17 protein-coding genes are annotated in these 15003 nt (G+C 58.5%); 9 read left to right on the top strand and 8 right to left on the bottom strand.

Annotated features, from left to right (window positions below; genetic code table 11):
* Positions 1–85: 85 nt before the first annotated feature.
* The gene (gene tyrS, locus AC30D9_RS10310) at positions 86–1285 is read right to left on the bottom strand and encodes a tyrosine--tRNA ligase (protein WP_307576204.1); all 1200 of its coding nucleotides are present in this window, start codon (positions 1283–1285) and stop codon (positions 86–88) included.
* 212 nt (positions 1286–1497) lie between these two features.
* On the opposite strand from tyrS, the gene AC30D9_RS10305 reads away from it, so the two are divergent.
* On the top strand, positions 1498–2916 hold the full coding sequence (locus tag AC30D9_RS10305; protein ID WP_490143994.1) for a peptidoglycan DD-metalloendopeptidase family protein: 1419 nt from the start codon (positions 1498–1500) through the stop codon (positions 2914–2916).
* A 2-nt stretch (positions 2917–2918) separates the two neighbouring features.
* On the top strand, positions 2919–4010 hold the full coding sequence (locus AC30D9_RS10300) for an anhydro-N-acetylmuramic acid kinase (protein WP_490143986.1): 1092 nt from the start codon (positions 2919–2921) through the stop codon (positions 4008–4010).
* 68 nt (positions 4011–4078) lie between these two features.
* Here the strand turns inward: AC30D9_RS10300 and erpA are convergent, their stop codons facing one another.
* Entirely contained in the window at positions 4079–4429 is a 351-nt protein-coding gene (erpA, locus tag AC30D9_RS10295) for an iron-sulfur cluster insertion protein ErpA (RefSeq protein WP_003177727.1), read from the bottom strand.
* 148 nt (positions 4430–4577) lie between these two features.
* Positions 4578–5612 carry an N-acetyl-gamma-glutamyl-phosphate reductase gene (argC, locus tag AC30D9_RS10290; protein WP_134926060.1) on the bottom strand — a complete coding sequence of 345 codons (1035 nt, stop codon included), beginning with the start codon at positions 5610–5612 and terminating at the stop codon, positions 4578–4580.
* Between the two features lie 134 nt (positions 5613–5746).
* Here argC and hemJ point away from each other — a divergent pair, with 134 nt between their 5' ends.
* The 6 genes from hemJ (at position 5747) to coq7 (ending at position 10192) form a co-directional block, all read left to right on the top strand.
* Complete coding sequence (gene hemJ, locus AC30D9_RS10285) at positions 5747–6178, top strand: protoporphyrinogen oxidase HemJ (protein ID WP_109754951.1); 432 nt, start codon at positions 5747–5749, stop codon at positions 6176–6178.
* 35 nt (positions 6179–6213) lie between these two features.
* Entirely contained in the window at positions 6214–7182 is a 969-nt protein-coding gene (locus AC30D9_RS10280) for an NAD(P)H-dependent flavin oxidoreductase (RefSeq protein WP_490143985.1), read from the top strand.
* 51 nt (positions 7183–7233) lie between these two features.
* Positions 7234–8199, top strand: a complete 966-nt coding sequence (locus tag AC30D9_RS10275; protein WP_490143984.1) for a DUF805 domain-containing protein — start codon at positions 7234–7236, stop codon at positions 8197–8199.
* 62 nt (positions 8200–8261) lie between these two features.
* The gene (locus AC30D9_RS10270) at positions 8262–9050 is read left to right on the top strand and encodes an SDR family NAD(P)-dependent oxidoreductase (RefSeq protein WP_134926063.1); all 789 of its coding nucleotides are present in this window, start codon (positions 8262–8264) and stop codon (positions 9048–9050) included.
* A gap of 80 nt (positions 9051–9130) precedes the next feature.
* Positions 9131–9469, top strand: a complete 339-nt coding sequence (locus tag AC30D9_RS10265) for a histidine triad nucleotide-binding protein (RefSeq protein ID WP_003206124.1) — start codon at positions 9131–9133, stop codon at positions 9467–9469.
* 75 nt (positions 9470–9544) lie between these two features.
* Positions 9545–10192: a 2-polyprenyl-3-methyl-6-methoxy-1,4-benzoquinone monooxygenase gene (coq7, locus tag AC30D9_RS10260; protein ID WP_014340488.1), complete on the top strand. Its 648-nt coding sequence runs from the start codon at positions 9545–9547 to the stop codon at positions 10190–10192.
* A 132-nt stretch (positions 10193–10324) separates the two neighbouring features.
* Here coq7 and AC30D9_RS10255 read toward each other — a convergent pair whose 3' ends face one another.
* Entirely contained in the window at positions 10325–10747 is a 423-nt protein-coding gene (locus AC30D9_RS10255) for an OsmC family protein (protein ID WP_003206127.1), read from the bottom strand.
* Between the two features lie 234 nt (positions 10748–10981).
* On the opposite strand from AC30D9_RS10255, the gene crp reads away from it, so the two are divergent.
* Positions 10982–11626: a cAMP-activated global transcriptional regulator CRP gene (gene crp / locus AC30D9_RS10250; RefSeq protein WP_060740379.1), complete on the top strand. Its 645-nt coding sequence runs from the start codon at positions 10982–10984 to the stop codon at positions 11624–11626.
* On the opposite strand, the gene AC30D9_RS10245 is transcribed toward crp, so the two are convergent.
* The 4 genes from AC30D9_RS10245 to AC30D9_RS10230 are packed head-to-tail and all read right to left on the bottom strand — an operon-like array spanning position 11623 to position 14813.
* Positions 11623–12324 carry a lipoate--protein ligase family protein gene (locus AC30D9_RS10245; protein WP_490143983.1) on the bottom strand — a complete coding sequence of 234 codons (702 nt, stop codon included), beginning with the start codon at positions 12322–12324 and terminating at the stop codon, positions 11623–11625. The genes crp and AC30D9_RS10245 overlap by 4 nt on opposite strands.
* Positions 12325–12327: 3 nt before the next feature.
* Positions 12328–13164, bottom strand: a complete 837-nt coding sequence (gene trpC / locus AC30D9_RS10240; RefSeq protein ID WP_490143982.1) for an indole-3-glycerol phosphate synthase TrpC — start codon at positions 13162–13164, stop codon at positions 12328–12330.
* Positions 13161–14210 carry an anthranilate phosphoribosyltransferase gene (trpD, locus tag AC30D9_RS10235; protein WP_109754959.1) on the bottom strand — a complete coding sequence of 350 codons (1050 nt, stop codon included), beginning with the start codon at positions 14208–14210 and terminating at the stop codon, positions 13161–13163. The genes trpC and trpD overlap by 4 nt, the downstream gene beginning before the upstream one ends.
* 9 nt (positions 14211–14219) lie before the next feature.
* Positions 14220–14813 (bottom strand): aminodeoxychorismate/anthranilate synthase component II, encoded by a 594-nt coding sequence (locus tag AC30D9_RS10230; RefSeq protein WP_018607190.1) that lies wholly within the window; start codon positions 14811–14813, stop codon positions 14220–14222.
* Positions 14814–15003 lie beyond the last annotated feature (190 nt).

Below are 15003 nucleotides of genomic sequence, written 5' to 3'. Positions count from 1 at the left end.
TTCAAGGAGTTTTCCGTTTCGACTGCGCCGGAAGTGGGGCGAATTATAGACGTCCAGAATCTGCCGTCAACACCTATTTTCAGCTTTATTCAGATTTCAGCGTAATACGCGCGAAAGCTTTCTTGCCGGCCTGGCAAACATGGGTAGAACCCAACGCATATATATAGGTGCGATCCACAACCTCACCATCTATACGCACGCCACCCGAACCCAGGAGATCTCGCGCCACCGCAGCATTCTTGACCAGGCCTGCTTTATTAAGGACTGCCGCAATCGGCATATCCTCTACAGCAGTCAACTCGATCTCAGGCAGATCATCTGGCAGCTCGCCATCCTTCATACGATTACCCGCCGCACGATGGGCATTGGCCGCAGCCTCCTCACCATGGAAGCGAGCAACGATCTCTTCGGCCAACTTGATCTTGATATCCCGCGGATTGGCCCCCGCCTCGACATCGACACGGAAGGCATTGATCTCTTCCATGGACCGGAAGCTCAACAGCTCGAAGTAACGCCACATCAGCACATCAGGGATGGAGACCAGCTTGCTGTACATAACGCCCGGCGCTTCCTGGATACCTACGTAGTTGCCCAACGACTTGGACATCTTTTTCACGCCATCCAGACCTTCCAGCAAAGGCATCGTCAAAATGCACTGCGCCTCCTGGCCATAGCCGCGCTGCAACTCACGCCCCATCAACAGATTGAACTTCTGGTCGGTACCGCCCAGCTCAACATCCGCACGCAACGCAACCGAGTCATAACCCTGTACAAGCGGGTAAAGGAACTCATGAATGGCAATTGGCTGATTGGTTTTATAGCGTTTGTCGAAATCATCGCGCTCGAGCATACGAGCCACAGTGTATTGGGACGTCAGGCGAATGAAATCCGCGGGCCCCATCTGATCCATCCACGTGGAGTTGAAAGCCACTTCAGTCTTGGCCGGATCAAGAATCTTGAAGACCTGAGTCTTGTAGGTCTCGGCGTTATCGAGAACCTGCTCACGGGTCAGCGGTGGGCGCGTGGCACTCTTGCCGCTCGGATCACCGATCATCCCGGTGAAGTCACCTATAAGGAAAATGACCTGATGCCCCAGATCCTGGAACTGGCGCAGCTTATTGATAAGCACGGTATGGCCCAGGTGCAGATCGGGCGCAGTCGGATCGAAACCGGCCTTGATACGCAGCGGCTGCCCACGCTTGAGCTTTTCGATCAGCTCGGACTCGACCAACAGTTCTTCCGCACCACGTTTGATCAGCGCTAGCTGCTCTTCAACCGACTTCATAACAGACCCGCAAGGCTCAGATTCAAAGGGCCCCAACCATACAAGATCGCGCACCAAATACAAGGTTTGCCCGGCGCACGGACACCAATCCACAGAACAGAGCGTCCGCAGGCTTGCTTCGCAGGGGTTTTGGTTATATTTTATACAGTTATTTCATCTTCATCATGTCATTCATCTTTTCCAATTCATCTTTTCAAAAGTCAAAATTACTTATGACCACAGAACCGTCTAAAGCGCCACCGCTTTACCCAAAGACCCACCTGCTTGCCGCAAGTGGCATCGCAGCCCTCCTTAGCCTGGCGCTCCTGGTGTTTCCCTCCAGCGATGTTGAAGCCAAAAAGACGACTCTGAGCCTGGAACTGGAAAGTCCTGCTGAACAACTGACACAAGAACAAGACGCCGCCGAAGCCGTTCAAGCCACAAACGAACCAGCCGCTTCCCCTTTTGCGCAGATTGAAAACAGCCCGCAAGACAACACCGAGGCCACCGCTCAGGTAGATGCGCCTGCTGTCGAAGAAAAGAAAGGACCAGACCATCGCGAAGTGATTGTTGCCAAGGGCGACACGCTTTCCACCCTTTTCGAAAAGGTTGGCCTGCCCTCGACTTCGGTCCATGAAATCCTGGCCAGCGACAAGCAGGCCAAGCAATTCACGCAACTGCAACGCGGCCAGAAACTCGAATTCGAACTCAATCCAGACGGACAACTGACCAACCTGCACACCAAGCTGAGCGACCTGGAAAGCATCACCCTGACCAAAAACGACAAGGGTTATGTATTCAACCGCGTCACCGCCAAGCCTACCGTTCGCTCGGCCTATGTTCATGGCGTCATCAACAGTTCATTGTCTCAGTCGGCTGCACGCGCCGGCCTTTCCCATAGCCTGACCATGGACATGGCCAGCGTATTTGGCTACGACATCGACTTCGCCCAGGACATTCGCCAGGGTGACGAATTCGACGTCATCTATGAGCAGAAAGTGGTCAATGGCAAGAGCGTCGGCAACGGCCCGATTCTCTCCGCGCGCTTCACCAACCGCGGCAAGACGTACACCGCGGTGCGCTACACCAACAAGCAAGGCAACAGCAGCTACTACACCGCCGACGGCAACAGCATGCGCAAGGCGTTCATCCGTACACCGGTTGATTTCGCCCGCATCAGCTCGAAGTTCTCCGCCGGCCGCAAGCATCCGATCCTGAACAAGATCCGCGCCCATAAAGGTGTCGACTACGCAGCTCCCCGTGGTACACCAATCAAGGCTGCCGGCGACGGCAAGGTATTGCTGGCCGGACGTCGCGGAGGTTATGGCAACACCGTGATCATCCAGCACGGCAATACCTATCGCACGCTGTACGGCCACATGCAGGGCTTTGCCAAAGGCGTGAAGACAGGTGGTACCGTCAAGCAAGGCCAGGTGATCGGATACATCGGCACAACCGGCCTGTCCACCGGACCGCACTTGCACTATGAATTCCAGGTCAACGGCGTCCACGTCGATCCGCTTGGCCAGAAATTGCCGATGGCCGATCCTATCGCCAAGGCCGAGCGCGCGCGCTTCCTGGCTCAAAGCCAACCCTTGATGGCTCGCATGGATCAAGAGAAGGCCACCATGTTGGCCTCGAGCAAACGCTGAGCATGGCGCTCTATATCGGTGTGATGTCCGGGACCAGCCTGGATGGCTTGGATATCGCACTGGTCGAACTGACTCCGGCGATCAAATTGATCGCCACGCACTACATCCCCATGCCCGCCGTTCTGCGCGCCGAATTGCTCGGATTGTGCAGCAGTGGGCCCGATGAGATCGCCCGCTCCGCCATTGCCCAGCAAAGCTGGGTAAAGCTGGCCGCAGAGGGTATCCATACCCTACTCAACGAACAAAGACTCAAGCCTGAAGACATCACGGCGATTGGCAGCCACGGCCAGACCATTCGCCATGAACCGGCCCGTGGGTTTACCGTGCAAATCGGCAATCCGGCCCTGTTGAGCGAATTGACCGGCATCGCCGTCGTCAGCGATTTCCGCAGCCGTGATGTTGCCGCCGGAGGGCAAGGCGCCCCGCTGGTTCCGGCATTTCACGAAGCGCTGTTCGAAGAACGAGTCGGCAATCGCGCCGTACTGAATGTCGGCGGTTTCAGCAATCTCAGCCTGATAGAGCCGGCGAAACCCGTAGCCGGTTTCGACTGTGGCCCAGGCAACGTATTGCTCGACGCCTGGATACATCAACAACGAGGCGACCATTTCGATCGCGACGGCCAATGGGCTGCCAGCGGGAAAGTCGAGCCGGTTCTGCTCAAGACGCTGCTCAACGACCCTTTCTTCGCCACCAAGGGCCCGAAGAGTACCGGGCGTGAAGTATTCAACCTGCCTTGGCTGAGCCAGCATTTGTCGCAGTTACCAGCCTTCGCCCCGGAAGACGTGCAGGCGACGCTGCTCGAACTGACAGCCCTGACCATCGTCGAATCACTCCAACATGCCCAGCCCACTACTCAGGAGTTGCTGGTCTGCGGCGGCGGCGCGCATAACCAGACGCTGATGAAGCGCCTGGCTGACTTGCTGCCGGATACCAAAGTCAGCACTACTGCCGTGTACGGCGTAGACCCGGACTGGGTTGAAGCCATGGCTTTCGCCTGGCTTGCCCATTGTTGCCTTGAAGGCATCCCGGGCAACCGCCCAAGTGTCACCGGCGCACGAGGCCTGCGCGTGCTCGGCGCAATCTATCCGGCCTGAATCCAATAATCGCGGACAAAAAAACGCCGCAGGGCCGTAAGGCACTGCGGCGTTTTTTATTCAAGCACTCAGATCGAAAACGAAGAACCGCACCCACAGGTCGTGGTCGCGTTAGGGTTCTTGATCACGAAGCGTGAGCCTTCCAGACCTTCCTGATAATCCACCTCAGCACCTGCCAGGTATTGGAAGCTCATCGGATCGACCACCAGGCTGACCCCTTCGCGCTCGACGATGGTGTCATCTTCGGCCACTTCTTCATCAAAAGTGAAGCCGTACTGAAAACCGGAACAACCGCCGCCCGTTACAAATACGCGCAGCTTCAAACGATCATTACCCTCTTCATCGACCAGGCTCTTCACCTTGTGCGCGGCACCGTGGGTGAATTGCAAAGCCGTGGGGGTGAAGGTTTCGACGCTCATGCTGAATATCTCCCGGCGTTTACGCCGCCATAATGCGTGATGGCGGGCATTATCCGCTTCTCCTAGAAAATTGGTCAACTATTTAGAAGAGCAGCGGCGAGCTACAAGCCTCAAGCTTGTAGCTACCAACCTGAAGCTGGTGCTGCCGTTACGGCAACATCCCGGCATGGGACAGCCCCAGGCGCTCATCCAGCCCGAACAAAATGTTCAGGTTCTGAACGGCCTGGCCGGACGCGCCCTTGACCAGGTTATCGATAACCGACAACACCACTACCAGATCGCCGTCCTGCGGACGATGCACGGCGATCCGACAAACGTTCGCACCGCGTACACTGCGGGTTTCCGGGTGGCTACCAGCCGGCATTACGTCGACGAACGGTTCGTTGGCATAACGCTTTTCAAACAACGCCTGCAAGTCCACCGAACGATCGACGACGGTTGCATAAAGGGTGGAGTGGATGCCACGAATCATCGGCGTCAGGTGTGGCACGAAGGTCAGGCCGACATCCTTGCCCGCTGCCCGACGCAATCCCTGGCGAATTTCCGGCAGATGCCGATGCCCCTTGACCGCGTATGCCTTCATGCTTTCCGAGGTTTCGCTATACAGCGAGCCGACACTGGCTCCGCGCCCGGCACCGCTGACACCGGATTTGCAGTCGGCAATCAGACGCGAGGCATCGGCAAGGCCTGCTTCAAGCAGTGGCAAGAACCCCAACTGTGTGGCCGTCGGATAGCAACCCGGTACGGCGATCAATCGTGCCTGCTTGATTTTCTCGCGATTGACTTCCGGCAAGCCGTAGACCGCTTCATCGAGCAGTTCCGGTGCACCGTGGGGCTGGCCGTACCATTTGGCCCATTCATCGGCATCCTGCAGGCGGAAGTCCGCCGACAGGTCGATGACCTTGGTCCCAGCGGCCAGCAGCTCACCCGCCAGGGCGTGAGCGACACCATGGGGCGTGGCGAAGAACACCACATCGCAGGCGCCGAGGGTCTTGATGTCCGGAACGCTGAACGCCAGGCCGTCGTAATGGCCTCGCAGGTTCGGATACATGTCAGCGACGGCCATGCCAGCCTCGGATCGGGAGGTGATGACCACCACCTCAGCCTGCGGATGCTGTGCCAGCAGACGCAGCAGTTCGACACCGGTGTAACCCGTGCCGCCGACGATACCGACCTTGACCATAAACCTGCCCTCAACGAACCCACTGGAAAGCCGTCGATGATAGGGGCCGCAGGGCGCGGCGACAACCGTCAAGGTGACGTGTGGCCGCTCTAACCTCTACTATCGGGCTACCGTGAACCTGGGAATAACTCAAAATGCTCTATCTGTGGCTCAAAGCACTTCACATCGTCAGCATGGTCTGCTGGTTTGCCGGCCTGTTCTACCTGCCGCGCCTGTTTGTCTATCACGCCCAGAGCGAGGACAGCGTCAGCAAAGAACGTTTCAGCGTCATGGAGCGCAAGTTGTACCGCGGCATCATGGGCCCGGCAATGATCGCTACCCTGGTATTTGGCATCTGGCTGCTCAGTCTCAACGCCGGTGCCTACTTCACCCAAGGCGCCTGGATGCATGCCAAGTTGACCTTGGTCGTGCTGCTGATCGGTTACCACCATATGTGCGGCGCTCAGGTGAAGCGCTTCGCCCGCGGCGAAAACACCCGCAGCCATGTCTTTTATCGCTGGTTCAATGAAGTGCCGGTTCTGATATTGCTGGCTATTGTAATTCTGGTGGTCGTCCGACCGTTCTAATCTCCAATCAGCATCCATTATCCGGGGTACTTCCAATGTCGTTGCCCGCTCTGCTTGAACAACGCTTGCGTCTGCCCGTCGTGGCGGCGCCGATGTTCCTGATTTCCAATCCGCAACTGGTGCTGGCCTGCTGCCGCAACGGTATCGTCGGCAGCTTTCCGGCGTTGAACCAACGTGAAAGCAGTGGTTTCAAGGCCTGGCTGGAGGAAATCGAAGCGGGACTGGCTGCCTTGGAGAATCCGGCGCCCTACGCCGTAAACCTGATCGTCCATCACAGTAACCCGCGGCTTCAGGCCGACCTGGCCATCTGCATCGAACACAAGGTGCCGATTGTCATCACCAGCCTGGGCGCGGTGAAGGAACTGGTGGATGCCGTCCACAGCTATGGCGGGCTGGTATTCCACGACGTGACTACCCGGCGTCACGCCGAAAAAGCCGCCGAAGCCGGTGTCGATGGCTTGATTGCCGTTGCCGCCGGCGCAGGCGGACACGCCGGGACCTGGAGCCCGTTTTCATTGATTGCCGAAATCCGGCAGTTTTTCGATAAGACCTTGCTGCTTGCGGGATGCCTGAACCACGGCCATCAGGTCTTGGCCGCCCAATTGCTTGGGGCGGATCTGGCGTACTTCGGTACGCGCTTTATCGGGACGAGCGAAAGCCAAGCCCCTGACGCTTATAAAGAGATGTTGCTCACATCCAGAGCCGCAGACATCGTGCATACTCCCGCTGTGTCCGGGGTACCGGCCAGTTTCATGCGCCAGAGCCTGGAGAATGCCGGGTTCGATCTGGCCGCCCTGCAGAACAAGGGCGAGGTGGATTTTGGCTCGAAACTCAAGCCACTGAACGATGAAGCCAAGGCCTGGAAAACCGTATGGTCCGCAGGCCAAGGCGTGGGTGAAATCGATGATTTGCCCAGCGTCGATCAGTTGGTGGCACGCCTGGATGAAGAATACCGTCAGGCACAAACCCGGGCCGCACAGCTTGGCAGGCGATGGCCCCGCTGAAGCAACCCCATAAAAACAGTTACCCAACTTTCAGAGACAAGGATGCCGGGCATGAGCGAAACCCGTTTCAACATCGTATTCGACGGAGGCCTGATGCCTGGCGTCGACACCACCACAGCCAAACTCAACCTCGCCGAGCTGTTCAAAAGCGATGTCAGCGCCATTGAACGGCTGTTCACTGGTCGCAAGGTAGCCCTTAAAAGCAACCTGTCCCAGAGCGAAGCGCAGCAATACCTGGAAGCGCTCAACAAGAGCGGAATCGATGCCAGGATCGAAGCCGAACCGGCCCTCCAACTGAGCCTTGGCGAAGTACAGGAGTCGCCACGACAGCCAGGTGTACGCCACCCAGAGTCGATCGTCGATCCCGTCTCGCCGTACGCGCCTCCCCGGGCCGAAGTGGGTGAAACGCTCGCCGAGTACGGCACGCTCAAGCCCTTCAGCTTCGATGGACGTATCGGGCGTTTGCGCTACCTGGCCTGGACCATGGTGCTGACCCTGGCCATGCTGCCCCTGGTCGGCCTGGGCTTCTGGGTGGCCACGGCCTGGCTACTGGCGTCCGACTCGATAGCTGCGCTGATCGTCGGTGGCCTGCTCGGCGTAGCCGTCATACTTGCCTTTGCCTTCGTGAGCATCCAGTTCAACGTCCAGCGTCTGCACGATCTCGGCTGGTCGGGCTGGCTGTGGCTGATCAACCTGGTTCCATTCGTGGGCAGCATCTTCCCGTTCATCCTCCTCATCGCCCCGGGCAATACCGGTGCAAACCAGTATGGCCCGCCACCACCGCGCAATACCACGGCGGTCAAAGTGCTGGCGTCGCTTTGGCTTGTGATGATCGTCTTGATTTTCATGGCCACCTTTGCCGGCATCTTCGGAGCCCTGCAGGAGGACTACGACAGCAGCAGCCTGAGCAGCTATGAAAGCAGCGAATCCAGCAACGAAACCAGCGAAGAACCAGCCGTCGAGGCAGCCGAGCCCGCCTCGCCTTCTGTAGACTATGAGGAAGAAGAGGAACAATAAGCGCGCTTCATGCCGGTGACAGCCCAGTCGACTGGCGGCGGGCTGTTGCGATGGAGAACTGCATGACCCGTTACGCACTGATCACTGGCGCTTCCAGCGGCATTGGCCTGGCCATGGCCGAAGCGCTGGCCCGGCGCGGCCGCAACCTGATACTGGTGGCTCGACAGCGTGATCGGCTGGAAAGTATTGCAATCGAACTGACTCAGCGGTTTGGCGTGGAGGTGTTGTTCCGGGCTTGTGACCTGGGCGAACCGCTGAGGCTTTCAGGCTTTCTGCTGGAACTGGAGGAAGGTGAGCGGCAGATCGACCTGCTGGTCAATTGCGCCGGCATCGGCACCAGCGGGCCATTCCTGGGTCAGGACTGGATGACCGAACAGGACCTGATCGAAGTCAACATCCTCGCCCTGACACGTCTTTGTCACGCTATCGGCAACAGCATGGCGCTGCTGGGCGGCGGCCAGATCCTCAATGTCGCCTCGATCGCCGCGTTCCAGCCCGGCCCCTGGATGAGCACCTATTACGCCAGCAAGGCCTATGTGCTGCACTTCTCCGAAGCCCTGCGGGTCGAGCTGAAGAAATGCTCGATCAAGGTCTCGGTACTTTGCCCTGGCCCGACCCGGACCGACTTCTTTTCCAGGGCGCAGATGGACGAACAGAAACTCATCGACAGCAAGTTGCTGATGAGCCCGGAAGAAGTTGCCCTGTACGCCGTGCGCGCGCTGGACCGCAACCGCGCCATCATCATCCCCGGGCGCCGCAATCGCTGGCTGGCCAAACTGCCGCGACTGGGATCGCGATGGCTGGTGCGAACCATCACCGGCATGATCAACAAGGCTTATTGCCCACGTTGACCCCCTTAAGTTGAACGACCAGGCGCCTCAACAGGCGCCTTCAGATATTCGACCTCAATGAACCCAACGGAGAAACAGCTGTGGATACTCTGTTCACCAAGATCATCAACCGGGAAATTCCGGCGAAGATCATTTACGAGGATGACCAGGTATTGGCCTTCCACGACATTGCCCCGCAGGCGCCCGTGCATTTCCTGGTCATACCGAAGAAACCGATCCGCACGCTCAATGACCTGGCCGAAGAAGACAAAGGCCTGGCTGGACACATTCTGTTCACGGCCCAGCGGCTGGCGCTTGAATTGGGCTGTGAAGAAGGTTTCCGCGTGGTGATGAATTGCAATGAACTGGGCGGGCAAACGGTCTATCACATTCATATGCATGTGCTGGGGCAGCGCCAGATGAACTGGCCGCCGGGCTGATCCCCCTGACCCAGCGCAAATCTTCGGCGGTCGATTGAGTTAAACTGGCCGCTGTGATTTTTCCCGGAGGTAAGCATGACTACCCAACGTCACTACTCGCCGATTGACCGTTTGTTGCTGCAAGCCGATACCGCGATGCGCACGCTGCTGCCCTTCAGTGGTCAGCCGTACCGCCCATCACCGGCGATCGTGCAGCCGGACGCGCAACTGAGTGACGAGCAAACCCGCCACGTTGCCGGACTGATGCGTATCAACCATACCGGCGAAGTCTGTGCCCAGGCGCTGTATCAGGGCCAGGCACTGACAGCGAAACTACCGCAAGTGCGTGAGGCAATGGAGCATGCCGCCGAGGAAGAAATCGACCATCTGGTCTGGTGCGAACAACGTATTCGCCAGCTGGGCAGCCATACCAGCGTCCTGAACCCGCTGTTCTATGGGATGTCATTCGGGATCGGCGCCGTCGCCGGGCTGATCAGCGACAAAGTCAGCCTCGGCTTCGTTGCGGCGACCGAGCATCAAGTGTGCAAGCACTTGAACGAACACCTCGAACAACTACCGGCCGAGGATGAAAAATCCCGGGCGATCCTCGAACAGATGCGCGTGGATGAGGAACACCATGCCGAGAGTGCACTTGAGGCCGGCGGCTTCCGTTTCCCGGCTCCGGTGAAGTTCGGCATGAGCTTGCTGGCCAAGGTGATGACCAAGAGCACTTATCGGATTTGACGGCCATTTGAGGGCTGGATAGCTCATCCTCATTCCCCAGGAAATTAAAAAGGCGACTCCCGATCGGGAGTCGCCTTTTTTTCACCGAAAACTTCAGTACGGCATGTTGCAGGCCGTCACCATCGGATCGACTCAACCCAATTCGATGATTTCATAATCGTGGGTGATTTCGACCCCGGCAGCACCGAGCATGATCGAAGCCGAGCAGTATTTCTCGGCGGACAGCTCAATGGCGCGCTTGACCTGGGCTTCCTTGAGGGCTCGCCCCTTCACCACGAAGTGCATGTGGATCTTGGTAAACACTTTGGGATCTTCAGTGGCGCGCTCTGCCTCCAGGAAGGCTTCGCAGCTTTCGACGGCCTGGCGGGACTTTTTAAGAATGCTGACCACGTCGAAGTTGCTGCAACCGCCTACGCCCAGCAGGAGCATTTCCATCGGCCGAACACCCAGGTTCCGCCCACCGGCTTCCGGCGGGCCATCCATGACGACCACATGACCACTGCCTGACTCACCGAGGAACATGGCTTCGCCAGCCCATTGGATGCGTGCCTTCATCGCCAAGACTCCACTGTTAGAAAAGGGTCGCCAGCTTAGCACAGCGCTGCCGAATGACTGTTCTGAGTCCTAGGAAACCTGACCCGCCAGCACGTAGGTAAATTCTCCAATTAATTAGGGACGCCTCTGTTAAGCTGGCGCCAAATCGCTGGCGTATGGCCAGCTTTTAGCGATAGCTATTCGCCTCCATAAAAAAACTAACCACCACACCGCGCAGTCTTTCGGGATACAACCATGGTTGCCATTACTCCCACGTTCAAGATCAAGAATCTCGACAAACTCTTGATGCATTGCCAGCGCCGCCGCTATCCAGCCAAACACAACATCATTTGTGCGGGAGATCGTTCCGAGACGCTGTTTTTCATCATCAAGGGCTCGGTCACTATCCTGATAGAAGATGATGACGGTCGGGAAATGATCATCGCCTACCTCAATTCCGGAGATTTTTTCGGCGAGCTGGGGTTGTTCGAACAGGCGGGCAAGGAGCAGGAACGCAGTGCCTGGGTGCGGACCAAGATTGAATGTGAAGTTGCGGAAATCAGCTACGCCAAATTCCGAGAACTGTCCCTGCAAGACCCGGACATTCTTTACGTTCTAAGCGGACAGATCGCACAGCGCCTGCGCAATACCACGCGCAAGGTTGGCGATCTCGCCTTTTTCGACGTCACCGGACGTGTCGCACGTTGCCTGCTGGAACTGTGCAAGCAGCCCGATGCCATGACCCACCCGGACGGCATGCAGATCAAGGTGACCCGCCAGGAGATTGGTCGGATAGTCGGTTGCTCGCGTGAAATGGTCGGTCGCGTGCTCAAGGACCTGGAAGAGCGCAACCTGGTCAGCGTCAAAGGCAAGACCATGGTGGTGTTCGGAACGCGTTAAGTGCCCAACAGCTGGGTCAGCAGTTCCCGGTACAGCGCATCGAGCCGCTCCAGCGCGTGAGGCGCCGGGAATTTTTCATGCAGGGCAATGTGGCTCTCGGCACGCACTCGCTGCTCCAGGCCACAAGCCTCATTGAAGCGGTTGACTGCCGCGACCATGGACTCGCGCTCGTTATCCAGCAAAAGCGCGCCATGAACCAACCCCACCGGGCGTTGACCACCCTTGCTCTGGCGCCAGCGCTGAGCGGTGCCGACCATTTTGCGACCGTCGAGGTTGACGTTGAAGCGCCCGTCGCAAAAAGCCCCCTCCACTTCCCCCAGCGAAGCCACCCCGCCCAGTTCATCCAGCAACTGGCAGATGGGATCGCACAAGCGGCGGTACCCGGTTTCGATGCGGCCGTGGTCGCCTTCGCTGCGCGGTGGCGCGTAGATCAGGGCGATGTTGACGGTAGCGGCCGACTGCGGCACCGGCTCACCACCGGTTTCGCGCAACAGGACCGGCCAGCCATGGGCAACCGATACGTCACTGGCGTGTTCGAACCCTGCCAGGCGACTCAAGCGGCGCGGCATGACCAGCGCACGATCATTGGGCTGCCAGAACAGCAAGCCGAACTCGGCGTCGCCCGCGCAGATGCTGGCCAACAGATCCTGTTCGGCTTGCAGGCCAGCTTCAACGCTCAGGGAAATCACAGGCGACATGGATCAGTCCAGCGTCGAGCCGCTCATCGGCAGGCCTCGTTCAGGAAAGAACAGTCGTTGCAATTCCGTGCCTGGGTTCTCCGCCCGCATGAACGCCTCCCCCACCAGGAACGAGTACACGTCGCTGACTTCCATCAGCTCGACATCGGCCCGGTTGAGGATGCCGCTTTCGGTAATAACCAAGCGATCGCGTGGGATGCGCGGCAACAGGTCCAGGGTGGTTTCCAGGCTCACTTCGAAAGTGTGCAGGTTGCGATTGTTCACGCCAACCAGTTTGGTATCGAGGGTCTTCAGGGCCCGCTCCAACTCGTCACCGTCATGGACTTCCACCAGGACATCCAGCCCGACGCTTTTGGCAACAGCCGCCAGCTCGGCCATTTTCACATCGTCCAGGGCGGACACGATCAACAGCACGCAATCGGCGCCCAGCGCCCGAGCCTCGACGATCTGGTACGGGTCGATCATGAAATCCTTGCGGATCACCGGCAATTTGCACGCCGCCCGCGCCTGCTTCAGGTAGTCATCGGCCCCTTGGAAAAAGTCGACGTCAGTCAGCACCGAGAGGCAGGTCGCACCGCCTTTCTCGTAGCTGCGTGCGATGTCGGCCGGAACGAAGTGTTCACGAATCACGCCCTTGCTGGGGGAGGCCTTCTTGATTTCGGCAATCACCGCCGGCTGTTTTTTCTTGGCCTGATCGATCAGTGCCTTGGCAAAGCCACGCGGCGCATCCGCCGAACGCGCCAGGTTTTCCAGCTCGGCCAGACTGACGCGAGCGCTGCGCTCAGCCACTTCCTCAGCCTTGCGAACCAGAATTTTTTCCAGAACCGTTGGCACGCTCATCCTTCGTTCTCCACTTTGAATACAGCGGTAAATGCACCCAGCTCTTCGAGTTTTTCCCGGGCCAGGCCAGTGTGCAGTGCATCATGGGCCAGCTCCACGCCTTGCTTGAGGCTGCTGGCATGGTCGGCGGCGTACAACGCAGCGCCGGCATTGAGCACGATCATCTCGGCGGCTTTCTGGCCGTTCTCGGTCTTGCGCCGCCCCAGGGCATCGCGGATCAACTCCAGCGATTGGGCCGGGCCATCGACCGCCAGGCCGTGCAAGCTCTGGCTTTTCATGCCGAGGTCTTCAGGTTCGACCCAATACTCGCTGATCTGATCATTTTTTAGTTCGGCCACGAATGTGGGCGCCGCCAGGCTGAATTCATCCAGGCCATCCTTGGAATGGACCACCAGCACATGCTTGCTGCCCAAGCGTTGCAGGACTTCGGCCAACGGCCGGCACAACGCCTGGCTGAACACCCCAACCACTTGATGCTTCACGCCGGCCGGATTCGTAAGCGGGCCGAGCATGTTGAACAACGTACGCAATCCCAGGTCACGGCGCGGCGCGGCAGCGTGTTTCATGGCGCTGTGATGGGTCTGGGCAAACATGAAACCAATGCCGACATTGTCGATACAACGCGCGACCTGGATCGGCGTCAGGTTCAGGTAGATGCCGGCCGCCTCCAGCAGGTCGGCACTGCCGCTCTTGCCTGAGACTGCGCGGTTGCCGTGCTTGGCAACGGTGCAACCGGCTGCCGCGACCACGAACGCTGACGCGGTGGAAACGTTGAAGATATTGGCGCCGTCACCACCGGTGCCGACCACATCGACCACACCGTCCAGCGTCTTGAGTTCGACCTTGTCCGCCAGCTCGCGCATCACCGACACGGCGCCGACGATTTCATCGATGCTCTCGCTCTTCATGCGCATGGCCATCATGAACGCGCCGATCTGCGCATCCGTGCATTGGCCAGTCATGATTTCTCGCATCACGTCGCGCATCTCGTCGGTGCTCAGATCGAGATGGCCGACGATACGGCTCAGGGCTGTCTTGATATCCATGGAAAGTCCTTAGCGCGTGCCGCCGGTTTGTTTGAGGAAGTTGGCGAACAGTTCGTGCCCCTGTTCGGTGAGAATAGACTCGGGATGAAATTGCACACCCTCGATATTCAATGTCTTGTGGCGCAGCCCCATGATCTCATCGACAGAGCCGTCTTCAAGCTGGGTCCAGGCCGTCAACTCCAGACAGTCAGGCAGCGTTTCGCGCTTGACGATCAGGGAGTGGTAGCGGGTTACGGTAAGCGGATGATTCAACCCCTCGAACACGCCCTTGTCCTCATGGAATACCGGGCTAGTCTTACCGTGCATGACTTGTCGAGCGCGCACGACATCGCCACCGAATGCCTGTCCAATCGACTGATGCCCCAGGCAGACACCCAGGATCGGCAGCTTGCCGGCGAAGTATTTGATGGCGTCGATGGAAATGCCCGCTTCGGTCGGCGTGCACGGGCCGGGGGAAACCACGATGCGCTCGGGCTTGAGGGCTTCGATTTCGGCGATGGTCAGTTCGTCGTTGCGCACGACCTTGACCTCGGAACCCAGCTCGCCGAGGTATTGCACAACGTTGTAGGTAAAAGAGTCGTAGTTATCGATCATCAGCAACATGGCGTAAGCAACCTATTGAATTCACTGACTTTAAATACAGCCTTCAGAGAGTGACCCGCACACTGCTGCGCTTGGCGAGGCGAGTGATGCCCCTGCGAAGCGGCTCTACAAGCGGGTAAAGAAGGCAAATCGGTACAGGTCCGGCGAGGCCGGCGGAGAATATTCAGGCGCGCCAACGCCAGCGGGCGTG

Source organism: Pseudomonas sp. DF11 (assembly GCF_058148565.1).
The sequence above is the reverse complement of the archived record's forward strand: the minus strand, read 5'-3'. Positions and strand labels throughout refer to the sequence as shown.

What these genes read in the sequence shown, in the direction of transcription:
- trpD (WP_109754959.1), bottom strand. Translation starts at nt 14,210, where the DNA reads ATGGATATCAAGACAGCCCTGAGCCGTATCGTCGGCCATCTCGATCTG.
- AC30D9_RS10270 (WP_134926063.1), top strand. Translation starts at nt 8,262, where the DNA reads ATGACCCGTTACGCACTGATCACTGGCGCTTCCAGCGGCATTGGCCTG.
- AC30D9_RS10275 (WP_490143984.1), top strand. Translation starts at nt 7,234, where the DNA reads ATGAGCGAAACCCGTTTCAACATCGTATTCGACGGAGGCCTGATGCCT.
- AC30D9_RS10300 (WP_490143986.1), top strand. Translation starts at nt 2,919, where the DNA reads ATGGCGCTCTATATCGGTGTGATGTCCGGGACCAGCCTGGATGGCTTG.
- AC30D9_RS10255 (WP_003206127.1), bottom strand. Translation starts at nt 10,747, where the DNA reads ATGAAGGCACGCATCCAATGGGCTGGCGAAGCCATGTTCCTCGGTGAG.
- tyrS (WP_307576204.1), bottom strand. Translation starts at nt 1,285, where the DNA reads ATGAAGTCGGTTGAAGAGCAGCTAGCGCTGATCAAACGTGGTGCGGAA.
- argC (WP_134926060.1), bottom strand. Translation starts at nt 5,612, where the DNA reads ATGGTCAAGGTCGGTATCGTCGGCGGCACGGGTTACACCGGTGTCGAA.
- crp (WP_060740379.1), top strand. Translation starts at nt 10,982, where the DNA reads ATGGTTGCCATTACTCCCACGTTCAAGATCAAGAATCTCGACAAACTC.
- erpA (WP_003177727.1), bottom strand. Translation starts at nt 4,429, where the DNA reads ATGAGCGTCGAAACCTTCACCCCCACGGCTTTGCAATTCACCCACGGT.
- AC30D9_RS10230 (WP_018607190.1), bottom strand. Translation starts at nt 14,813, where the DNA reads ATGTTGCTGATGATCGATAACTACGACTCTTTTACCTACAACGTTGTG.
- hemJ (WP_109754951.1), top strand. Translation starts at nt 5,747, where the DNA reads ATGCTCTATCTGTGGCTCAAAGCACTTCACATCGTCAGCATGGTCTGC.
- trpC (WP_490143982.1), bottom strand. Translation starts at nt 13,164, where the DNA reads ATGAGCGTGCCAACGGTTCTGGAAAAAATTCTGGTTCGCAAGGCTGAG.
- AC30D9_RS10280 (WP_490143985.1), top strand. Translation starts at nt 6,214, where the DNA reads ATGTCGTTGCCCGCTCTGCTTGAACAACGCTTGCGTCTGCCCGTCGTG.
- AC30D9_RS10245 (WP_490143983.1), bottom strand. Translation starts at nt 12,324, where the DNA reads ATGTCGCCTGTGATTTCCCTGAGCGTTGAAGCTGGCCTGCAAGCCGAA.
- coq7 (WP_014340488.1), top strand. Translation starts at nt 9,545, where the DNA reads ATGACTACCCAACGTCACTACTCGCCGATTGACCGTTTGTTGCTGCAA.
- AC30D9_RS10305 (WP_490143994.1), top strand. Translation starts at nt 1,498, where the DNA reads ATGACCACAGAACCGTCTAAAGCGCCACCGCTTTACCCAAAGACCCAC.